Raw genomic sequence first — 9,657 nt, forward strand, 5'->3', positions numbered from 1 at the left:
CTCCAGTTAGATAGTGTTTGTGTCATTGCGTTTTCGATCTTCATTTGATCTTCCATACACATCTTCATGGTCATGCCCATTTTTTCGATGCGTAGTTGGTTGTTTTTCAGCTCGGCTTGACCGAAGAAGTTGTTACAACCTGCGTTGCCGTTTGCGGTTAGATTTTCACCGATTTCTAGGCGAGCCGCTTTTTGGTGTTCGTCTAGAACGATATTTTTGCCATCAACTTGAACAAGTTCCCAGTTGTGGTGCTGCAAATCTTGAGCCGTTATTTCTTTCACATCATCACCGTTGCTAGCACAAGCAGTCATAAGAACAGGGAGAGAGATTGCTGTAACTAACGTTTTTAGGCTAAGCTTCATTTTATAGACTCCGTTTTTATAAACGCGGTAAGTATAAGTAATAAAACACTGTTTTTGTCAGCATAAGGTTATGGTTTCGTATGTTTTTGACATAACGAAGTATATAGCAAGTTTTGTTGCTGACTAATCTTCTCATTATTTAAACTAGGCCAATACGCCCTAATATGGAAAGAGCGGTTTTAGTATGGAGCAACTGGAGTTTTTTACTGTCCCAAGCCCTTGTGTTGGAGTATGTACCTCCGATGAAAAAGGGTATTGCAAGGGGTGTATGAGAAAGAGAGAGGAAAGGTTTAATTGGCTTAACTTAACCCCCGCTCAGCAGTTGCACGTTATTAAGTTGTGTCGTCAAAGGTACAGAAGAAAGATGTTGGCAGGGAAGACGAAGCCAGAACAGCTTCAAGATGAGTCATCGCCTCAACAAGACTTATTCTAGAACTCTTGTTCAGTCTGTGGGGTTACGCCTTCGCTTTCGGTTCTGATTAGGCTTTTACATATTCCCGGTCCGGCAAGGTGTCCTTTAAGAACCGGGAATCTCCTATCCATTTTCCCTATAAAGCGGTAATTGGCGTTATTTCATCGACCAACGGTCGCTAACCCAGCCTCCCGCTTGTTCGTCGAAGTGATTTCCTGAAAATCGATGATTGAATTCAACATCTAATTTACTTGTTGGGCGTTCATCCATGAGTTGATGAATGTATCTCGCCATAGGATCCGTACAAGCTTCACGCTCTCTACGGGTAACTACTTCTTTGATCATTTGGAGTCTGTAGCTATTGCTGGCTCGTTTCATTTTTGACCTCCAGAACTCGATGGCAGCAGTTTGAACACATTGACGTCCAGAGCGCTGCTCATTAGTGTGCACGTGGAGGCACATCACCATCGTTTGAAGTCCAAAGACAAATTGTTTGAGAGCAGTGTTTGTAACGCCATTCACATCTTTCTCAGAATCATTGACTGTGCGATTGAAAATGTTTCGCGAAATTTAGCCGATGAACCTGCATATTTAAAAGACCTTATCAAACATAGAAGCCCAACACAGGGGCGTCAATAACACAAATGAACAATTTTTGAACATATTGTGAAGGTGGAGAGTTTTCAGTAATTTATCGAAAATAAAAAACCGAAGCACAAAGCTTCGGTTTTAAGGAAAGCCCTGACGAAATTGCTTGTAAAAGCTCTTGGCGCCAGGGGTAAGGTGTTGAGTATTAGCTACCAGTTGCAGGACAACCTTTTACTGGTTGGCCATTACTGAAGTATTTGATGTTCTCTAAGTTCTTGTTGTAGTTATCCGCAGAGATTTGTGGGTTGTTTACGAAGAACTCGCGCAAAACGTATGCATCGGTTAGCTGTGTAGATTGAACATCGATGATTGGATAGTTATCGCCACCAGCAGCACTGAAGCTGATTACAGAGAATGTGTACGTTGCGTCTAGATCGAAGCCTTTATTGTTAATATCGGTAATGGTTACTGAGCCAGCATCACAATTTACATCTAAAGTGATGTTATCTAGTTGAGCGTAAGCACCAGAGCCTGCAGATTTCGTCGCAACCACGTCTAGGTATTCTTTAACTTCTTTACCTGTCATAGTTGCTTTAGTCACGAAGTTACCAAATGGCTGAACCGTTAATACGTCACGGTAAGTGATATCACCATCTTGGATTGAATCACGCACGCCGCCAGAGTTCATCACACCAAAGTCAGCATTTACCGTTTTGTAAGTACGGTATGCCTCACCGAGTAGGTGACCTAGGTTAGTTTGTTGAGAGCGAACTACGTTACGATCACCTTCTAACTTACCCGTCGTATTAGAAATCTTCTCATCTAATAACTCTTGACCTTGTTGTTGGTATGGCAGTAGTAACGCTTTTACTGTTGCATCTTGTTGAATTCGTTCACCGATAACTTCATCGTTTTCGTCTAGAAGGTTTACAGGAATCAGTGCGTAGTTCGCTAAGTGAAGCTTGCCGTCGTAGTATTCGAAGTCAGCACGACCCACATATTTACCCCACTCATGCGCTTGCATAATCCAAGTGCCTTTTTGTTGGTCTGGGGCACAATCATCCCCAGGTTTGAAATCAGCATACTCATTGGTACCTGGTTCCATACATACAGGGTTTTGTGAGTGACCACCGATGATAGCGTTTAGCTGTCCTTCTTCAAGAGAGCGAGCGAGTTTCACGTCACCTGGTGCTTCACTACCGTTTTTACCATCTTCGTAGTGACCCATGTGCGTCGTTGCAAATACTAGGTCTACCTTTTCGTTCTCTTCGATTTCCTTCAGTACCTTTTTGATTTCTACTTGAGGGTCTTCGAAGTGGATGTTTGATACGTTGTCTGGATTGACTAGCTTCGCAGTGTCTTGCGTTGTTAGACCAATAACAGCGATCTTAAGGCCGTTGATAGTAAATACTTTGTAAGGGTCGAAGTAACGCTCGTTTGTATCTTTTTTATAGATATTCGCAGCCAGCATAGGGAAGTCAGCTAGCTCGGCCTGCATATCGAGAATATCTAGTGAGTTATCAAATTCGTGGTTACCGACAGCCATTGCATCGTAACCAAGTAGGTTCATCCCTACGAAGTCTGGAACCGCATCTTGCATGTCTGATTCTGGTACACCGGTATTAATATCACCGCCAGATAGCAGAATGGTTTCACCGCCTTTTGCTTCGACTTCTGCGCGGATAGATTCGATTAAAGTGTGACGCGCAGCCATGCCGTATTCGCCGTCGCTGTTATGCCAAAAGCGACCATGGTTATCGTTAGTGTGGAGAACGGTGAACTTAGTACAAGAATCTGCAGTCTCGCAGGTTACTGGAGAATTGTCGCTGTCTGAGCCGCATCCTGCTAGCGCAGCGCCCACTGCCACTACCAAAAGAGATTTGGAAAACTTCATAAGGGATCCTTTCTTTGTGATTTTGTTATTGTTACGGCGTGAAATATACGGAATTAATGTGAAACTTTAGTGATCTATCTCTTATTTATACTTCTATCGGAGAAATGAATTAATAAGCCTGCAAACTACGTCTATAAATAAACAGAATTGGTATTTAGTATTTATTTTATATCGCTAGCTCTATTTTTTGTGAGGTAGTTAATTGAATGTGTGTTGTTTGTGTGAGTCAGTGCGCATTTTTGCGAAGTATTACACTGATTTTGGTGATTATTTTGCCAAGTTTATGTTTTTCCTAATAGGCATGACACAAATCGTTATAAATTTTCGCTCTAATGATGAGGGGTGGCGGTTTGTATGCATAATGAACAGCACAGAACTTAAACTCATTTGATCATGGCTTTATTCTGCCTAACTCTATCAAAAATTGTATTTATCACTTTACTATAATTGCGATCGTTTAGAAATCTTATGCTTTAAGCATCGTTTATTTATCCTCATCCGATACCTTATCGTGCTTATTCCGCATTTGACACTCGAGTGTTTAAACAAATAGGTTCAACCTAATGAGTCAAAATGAAAAGTAAATAATGGACCGTTCTTCTTCGAATATTATGATGTGAACTATCATTTAATTAATGAAAATGAAATGGATTAATGTAAAGCGTTGCGACTATAGCTGTTATCTTTGAGCTTTGGTTTAAAGGGTAGGGTTAAAAGAATTTGTAAGTGGTGAACGCTAAGAAAGGATGCTTATGAGATACACAGTAAGGGACGCACTCAAAAAGGAGGTAGCCCAAATCGCCAAGATACACGTTGATTCTTGGCAGGTGGCGTATAAAGGATTAATGCCAAAGAGCTACATAGAGCAGTTTACGATTGAGCGTCGAGAAAGGATGTGGGCGCGAGTGATGACGGAGCAACTGGCCCAATTGATCGTAGTTGAGAGGCAAGGAGAAATTGTTGGCTTTTTAAGTTACGAGTTACCTAACCACACCAGCGAAGATAAAACGGCATTAGTGACATGTTGCTACGTTACGCCGCTACATTATGGGCAAGGAGCAGGAAGTGCACTGTTAGATGAGTTAGAGACACGTTTGCTCTCTACGTCAGTTATGCAGATCAGTTTGAAAGCACTGGATACTAATCAACAGGGGCTTAACTTTTACAAGAAGTGTGGTTTTGTGCGTACTGGAGAGGAAGAGTCGGAAGTGATTGAGAGTATGACGCTGACCGATCTCACTTTAGTGAAGTATATTGCCCGTTCATAAATCAAATGCTATATGCCAAATATAGTAAAACCCCGGAGGTGGTAAGACTCCGGGGTTTTGAAATTTTGTAGATGTCTCGGTTGGTAAGTCCGATTATCTTTTATGCAAAAGGTTTGGATTTAATCCGATTAATTCCTTGGTAGGGAATTAGATACGGATGAAGTCCATGTGTTCAACTTTTGGCTTGAACGCGTGACGTTGAACGTCTTGTGGCTTAACTTTAACTTCTTTGCCATCGATAACTAGAACGATGCCTTCGTAGAATTCAGGCTTGTCCATTTGGTTTACGATGTCGTCGTGGTTAAGAACGATAGCTACTGCTGCTTCTTCACCGCCGTATACAACTGCAGGGAATTTGCCAGCGTGACGTAGGCGGCGGCTCGCACCTTTACCTAGTTCAGTACGTACTACTGCTTCGAATTTCATAGTATTTACTCTCAAATTAGTAAAAATCAAATGTTCACAATCAACAATGCGACCTTGTTGTTCGTGGTAAAGCTTGAAACAGGAACTGTTCAAGCGAGCGCGGATACTATCATTCCACTTATAAATGGGCAACCCAAATCGTATCCAAATCAACAAAAAGGTATGATTTAGCGGGGTGGAAGGCTATCCCTTTTAACGCTTTGCTTGGATTTTGTTCACATCGACTTCATTTTCATCGGTTTACTGATCATGGTCCGAAAAACAAAGTTTATGTGTTATATGCTTTATGTTCGGCTGAGATGTAAGACTAAAGATGCTTTTAATCCACCTAAAGCGCTTGTATCCAATGTTAATTGACCTCGGTAACTGTGTGCCATTTCACTGACTATGTTTAGACCAAGACCTGAGCCAGGGGTTGTTTCATCCAATCTAACTCCTCTCTTGATTACTTGACTCAGTTTCTCTTTAGGGATGCCTGGCCCATCATCTTCAATAATGATGTGTATATTTTCCTTATCCTGAGAGGAGTGCACACGAATCATGCTGTTGGCCCACTTATAGCCATTTTCTAGCAAGTTACCTAGCATTTCATCGAGATCGGTCTGCTCTACTGCTACATTCAGCTCTGAATCAAGTTCATTAATTAAGGTAATGCTTCGGCTCGCATACACTTTATCAAACGCCATTGAGATAGCATCCACACGATCTGCTGGGTTCGACTTCACTGATAATATGTTCATCGATCCGGCCATACGGGCACGACCCAAATGGTAATCGATATGGTCTTGTATTTGATTGATTGGAGCTCGGAGACGGGATTGTGCCTCAGGTTCTAACGTCTGAACTTCATTTTTTAGAACAGAAAGTGGCGTTTTAAGTGCATGAGATAGGTTACCTGCATGATTGCGAGCTCTCTCTAGTAATTCTTGGTAATGGAACAGCAGAGCGTTGAGGTCGAAGATTAGAGGAGAAATCTCTTTTGGGTAGGTTTCTTCTAGACTCTTTTTATTACCAGACTTCAGCTCGGCTAATTCTTTTTGTAGCTTTGTAAGCGGACTCAATGACCAAGCAATTTGCAGTAAAATGACGGTAAGCACGCCCGCGAATAATAAACCCAAAATAAGCCAAAGTTGGCCGATTAACGTCTGAAGGGTATTTTTAATGGGCTCTTCGTCAATACCAATAATAATGTGAATAGGACCATCGTAATCAGGAAGATACAGCGCTTTTTCTAGCGTAATTAGTTTTTCGCCTCTTGCTCCATACGCATCTTTATCCAAACCTTTGTATTCGATTTTTTTGTCCCACAAAGAACGAGAACGTTCGAGGCTTGCCTCTGTAGAGGCACTCCAATACAAACCACTGTAAGGTCGGTTAAATCGAGGGTCTGATAGCTGAGCTGCGAGTGAAAGATGCCCGGTGTTATCGACTTCTAACTGTGCTGCGACTTCATCCATAAAAATGCTGAGCTGTGAGCGAGTGTCATCAACCATATAGTTGTAGACCTGCGTCGGTATCGTCACACCAGCGGCGAGGATCATTGCCGTTAACCAAACGATCGCCGCTAAAACGAGGCGACTTTTGATACTCAGTCGTTTTATTGCGTTCAACGGTAGCCTGTTTCTATTCGGCATTTAATTGGTATCCCAACCCTCGGACAGTTTTGATGATCTTTGGTGCGATTTTTTTGCGAATTCGGCCGATAAAAACTTCGATTGTGTTGGAGTCACGATCAAAGTCTTGTTTGTAAATGTGCTCGACGAGTTCGGTTCGAGAAATCACTTTTTCCGGGTTATGCATAAAGTAAGCGACCACTTTATACTCTAGCGCCGTCAAGCTTACCGCTTGCCCTTGCCACATGACTTTAGAAGTGCGTGTATCCAAGCTCAAGTCGCCAATTTGCATCACAGGAGAGGCATTACCAGAGGCTCTTCGAAGCTGTGCACGAATACGAGCGATAAGCTCAACCATTTCAAATGGTTTAGTTAGGTAATCGTCTGCACCTGCGTTTAAGCCTTCAACTCGCTGCGTTAGGGTGTCGCGAGCGCTTAAAATCACGACAGGAGTATTAATGTTTTCATCTCTGATGCCTTTTAGGACGGTAAGACCATCCAGTTTTGGCAACCCGAGGTCGAGAACAATGGCGTCCCATTCTTCCGAGGTCGCGCGATACAGAGCGTCTATGCCATCTTGGGACAATTCTGGTACCCAGCCGGTACTTTCTAATGTTTCGATGATTTGCTCGCCTAAACGAGGATCATCTTCAACAACAAGTATTTTCATATTGATGATTCTTATTATGTTTGGATTTTTATCGAAGTAAGCTACGCATCGCGTCTGGATTACGCATTAGACAAGTTTAGTTGTTTTGCGGCTTTAACGCTTTGTTAAAGCTGCGACCTTTGATCTCAAGCATTTCCAGCGTGGCGGCGTCGTACTCAACTTTCAGGACGCTATTGTTGTACAGAATTTTCAATTCATACACCCAAGCATCATCATCTTCTTCAAGCTCGACCTTGATGATGCGGCCGTATAGGTCGTTTTCTACTGCGGCGTAAAGTTCCGAAAATGGTCGTATATATCCTTGTTGAACCGCGCGGTAGACCTCATCTTGATCTTCATCGAACTCGATGCGTGTTCCTGGCTTTTCGACATCTTGCACGATGGCGTGGCCATTTTGTGATGTGTACTCGTTGTCATGCTTGGCAAAACTTGGTGCACACATGAATGTCGCAATAAGGCCGAAAAGTAACGCAGAATGTAGAGAAGTCGTTGCTTTATACATAGTCAAACCTTTTCTGGAGCGTTAGCCGCAGTATATCGGATATAGATGAACAGAGAGTGAATCAGCTAATTAAGTTTTGCCATGTGTTGTGGATGTTATTTCAACTCATCTTCAAAAATTTTATCTCGCAGCTTCCAAAAGCGACCAGATTTTCTAGCAATAACAAACTGAGGCAAACGGAAACGATGTTGATTAGCGACAACGCGTGTCGGTGAAGCCTCTTCAAAAGGGCGATGCTTGTCTGCTAAGTGGGGGCGTACGAACTGATCTTTAAACGTTTGTTTTTGTTTTTTGGTACTCAATGACCAAAACTCATGAACTAACGCATTGCCTTCGCCTTGGTATGGTTCACCAGAATACGTCACTTTTAGCTGAGATTTACCATCACTGGACTTAAATACAGATAGGTCCATTTCTGTGCATTCAAAGATTAATGCATCTTTGAGATTAAGGGCTTCTTTTAGCTTTTTATCTGGGTCAACGAGCGTCGCGTCACACTCATGACAAATTCGTGCAGCGATATCGTTGTCCGCACCACATTCACCACAGTATTTGGCACGAAAACGGTAGCCACAGTGTTCACGTTCGCCTGTGTCTTCATCTTCAAAGTAACCTTGGCAACGTCTGCCAAAGTGTTCAACCAAGAAACCGTTACTATCCAATTTACCCCAGAAGTTGTTATTGAATCCGCAAGCCGGGCAAGGAATCGTGATAATTTCACTGTCAGAGTCTGGTTTTGGATCACCGACTTCAGGTTGGTATAAATCGTAGCTGTTGCCTGCGTAATCAAGCACTAAACATTCTGATTTTCCGTCTGATAAGCGTAATCCTCGTCCTACTATCTGCTGGTACAGACTGACTGACTCTGTTGGTCGCAAAATCGCGATTAAATCGACATGCGGCGCATCAAAACCGGTTGTCAGTACCGATACATTGACCAAGTATTTTATTTGACGATTCTTGAACGCTTGGATGATCGCATCGCGCTCCGGCGTAGGTGTATCACCAATGACGATTTCAGTTTCGCCTTCTGGCAATAAACCGTGTATCTCCTGTGCGTGTCGAACAGTTGCAGCGAAGATCATGACACCTTGACGCTCTTTCGCATATTGCATGATTTGCTCAACAATTTGTGGAGTCGCACGTTTGGCTTTATCGATCACCATGTCCATTTCTGCTTCTTTGTAGCGTCCGGTGTTAGCGGGCTTCAGCTGAGAGAAGTCGTAAGACAAAACGGGCGCATCCATCATGCGGGCTGGAGTGAGGAAGTTTTCGTCGAGCAAGTAACGGATCGGCAGTTCGAAAATACAATCGCGGAAGAATCGAGGCTCTTCGGTTCGCACTTGACCTCGGGTGTGATACTGATAAATCCAGCCCATTCCTAAACGATAGGGCGTTGCAGTTAGTCCCAGCACCTTAATGCCAGGGTTCAGTTCTCGTAAGTGAGTAATAACTTTTTGGTAGCTGCTGTTTTTGTCATCTGGCACACGATGGCACTCATCAATAACGAGCAGAGAAAACTGGTTTTTGAACGAATCTAAGTTACGTACGACCGATTGAACCGAAGCAAACACGACTTGCTGGTCAGTTTCTTTTCGTCCCAATCCTGCTGAGAAGATGGAACCTTTTAAACCATAACCTTCATACTTTGCGTGGTTTTGCTCGACCAGTTCTTTTACGTGGGCGAGGACTAACACTCGTCCTTTCGCAAGGCGAGCAAGTTCTGCGATCACCAAGCTTTTTCCTGCACCGGTTGGCAGCACGATCACTGCTGGTGTCGAGTGTTTACGAAAGTAATGAATAACGGCTTTAACCGAGTCGGCTTGATAAGGACGAAGTGTGTACATGAAAATATGTGAAATTGCTCAACTATTCGAACGAGGAACGCTATAATACCTGACTTTTATACCCAAGTGACCTTT

The 9,657-nt window shown here is 43.0% G+C and carries 10 protein-coding genes; 2 read left to right on the top strand and 8 right to left on the bottom strand.

Annotated features, from left to right (window positions below):
• On the bottom strand, positions 1-362 hold a 362-nt coding region (locus R7E42_RS23395; RefSeq protein ID WP_318073029.1), incomplete at its 3' end, for an META domain-containing protein.
• A 184-nt stretch (positions 363-546) separates the two neighbouring features.
• Between R7E42_RS23395 and R7E42_RS23400 the strand changes: the two genes are divergently transcribed.
• Positions 547-795: a DUF1289 domain-containing protein gene (locus R7E42_RS23400; protein ID WP_005378062.1), complete on the top strand. Its 249-nt coding sequence runs from the start codon at positions 547-549 to the stop codon at positions 793-795.
• A 135-nt stretch (positions 796-930) separates the two neighbouring features.
• Here R7E42_RS23400 and R7E42_RS23405 read toward each other — a convergent pair whose 3' ends face one another.
• Positions 931-1,152 carry a hypothetical protein gene (locus tag R7E42_RS23405; RefSeq protein WP_005386686.1) on the bottom strand — a complete coding sequence of 74 codons (222 nt, stop codon included), beginning with the start codon at positions 1,150-1,152 and terminating at the stop codon, positions 931-933.
• A 415-nt stretch (positions 1,153-1,567) separates the two neighbouring features.
• Positions 1,568-3,256, bottom strand: a complete 1,689-nt coding sequence (gene ushA, locus R7E42_RS23410; RefSeq protein WP_005378064.1) for a bifunctional UDP-sugar hydrolase/5'-nucleotidase UshA — start codon at positions 3,254-3,256, stop codon at positions 1,568-1,570.
• A 752-nt stretch (positions 3,257-4,008) separates the two neighbouring features.
• On the opposite strand from ushA, the gene R7E42_RS23415 reads away from it, so the two are divergent.
• Positions 4,009-4,524 (top strand): GNAT family N-acetyltransferase, encoded by a 516-nt coding sequence (locus R7E42_RS23415; protein WP_033905116.1) that lies wholly within the window; start codon positions 4,009-4,011, stop codon positions 4,522-4,524.
• 147 nt (positions 4,525-4,671) lie between these two features.
• On the opposite strand, the gene rplY is transcribed toward R7E42_RS23415, so the two are convergent.
• The 5 genes from rplY to R7E42_RS23440 all read right to left on the bottom strand — a co-directional run bounded on the left by rplY (position 4,672) and on the right by R7E42_RS23440 (position 9,582).
• The gene (rplY, locus tag R7E42_RS23420; RefSeq protein ID WP_005378066.1) at positions 4,672-4,950 is read right to left on the bottom strand and encodes a 50S ribosomal protein L25; all 279 of its coding nucleotides are present in this window, start codon (positions 4,948-4,950) and stop codon (positions 4,672-4,674) included.
• Between the two features lie 284 nt (positions 4,951-5,234).
• Positions 5,235-6,584, bottom strand: a complete 1,350-nt coding sequence (locus R7E42_RS23425; RefSeq protein ID WP_005378071.1) for an ATP-binding protein — start codon at positions 6,582-6,584, stop codon at positions 5,235-5,237.
• Positions 6,574-7,233 (bottom strand): response regulator transcription factor, encoded by a 660-nt coding sequence (locus tag R7E42_RS23430; protein WP_005378073.1) that lies wholly within the window; start codon positions 7,231-7,233, stop codon positions 6,574-6,576. Before R7E42_RS23430 ends, R7E42_RS23425 begins: the two co-directional genes overlap by 11 nt.
• A 76-nt stretch (positions 7,234-7,309) precedes the next feature.
• The gene (locus tag R7E42_RS23435; RefSeq protein WP_372036143.1) at positions 7,310-7,675 is read right to left on the bottom strand and encodes a PepSY domain-containing protein; all 366 of its coding nucleotides are present in this window, start codon (positions 7,673-7,675) and stop codon (positions 7,310-7,312) included.
• A gap of 155 nt (positions 7,676-7,830) precedes the next feature.
• The gene (locus R7E42_RS23440; protein WP_065274390.1) at positions 7,831-9,582 is read right to left on the bottom strand and encodes a DEAD/DEAH box helicase; all 1,752 of its coding nucleotides are present in this window, start codon (positions 9,580-9,582) and stop codon (positions 7,831-7,833) included.
• Between the last annotated feature and the right edge of the window lie 75 nt (positions 9,583-9,657).

It is taken from the genome of Vibrio sp. Vb1337 (genome assembly GCF_033338715.1).
Taxonomy (GTDB): Bacteria; Pseudomonadota; Gammaproteobacteria; order Enterobacterales; family Vibrionaceae; genus Vibrio; species Vibrio alginolyticus.

Coding starts and splice junctions, on each gene's coding strand:
- R7E42_RS23400 (WP_005378062.1), top strand. CDS start 547: ATGGAGCAACTGGAGTTTTTTACTGTCCCAAGCCCTTGTGTTGGAGTA.
- R7E42_RS23405 (WP_005386686.1), bottom strand. CDS start 1,152: ATGAAACGAGCCAGCAATAGCTACAGACTCCAAATGATCAAAGAAGTA.
- ushA (WP_005378064.1), bottom strand. CDS start 3,256: ATGAAGTTTTCCAAATCTCTTTTGGTAGTGGCAGTGGGCGCTGCGCTA.
- R7E42_RS23415 (WP_033905116.1), top strand. CDS start 4,009: ATGAGATACACAGTAAGGGACGCACTCAAAAAGGAGGTAGCCCAAATC.
- rplY (WP_005378066.1), bottom strand. CDS start 4,950: ATGAAATTCGAAGCAGTAGTACGTACTGAACTAGGTAAAGGTGCGAGC.
- R7E42_RS23425 (WP_005378071.1), bottom strand. CDS start 6,584: ATGCCGAATAGAAACAGGCTACCGTTGAACGCAATAAAACGACTGAGT.
- R7E42_RS23430 (WP_005378073.1), bottom strand. CDS start 7,233: ATGAAAATACTTGTTGTTGAAGATGATCCTCGTTTAGGCGAGCAAATC.
- R7E42_RS23435 (WP_372036143.1), bottom strand. CDS start 7,675: ATGTGTGCACCAAGTTTTGCCAAGCATGACAACGAGTACACATCACAA.
- R7E42_RS23440 (WP_065274390.1), bottom strand. CDS start 9,582: ATGTACACACTTCGTCCTTATCAAGCCGACTCGGTTAAAGCCGTTATT.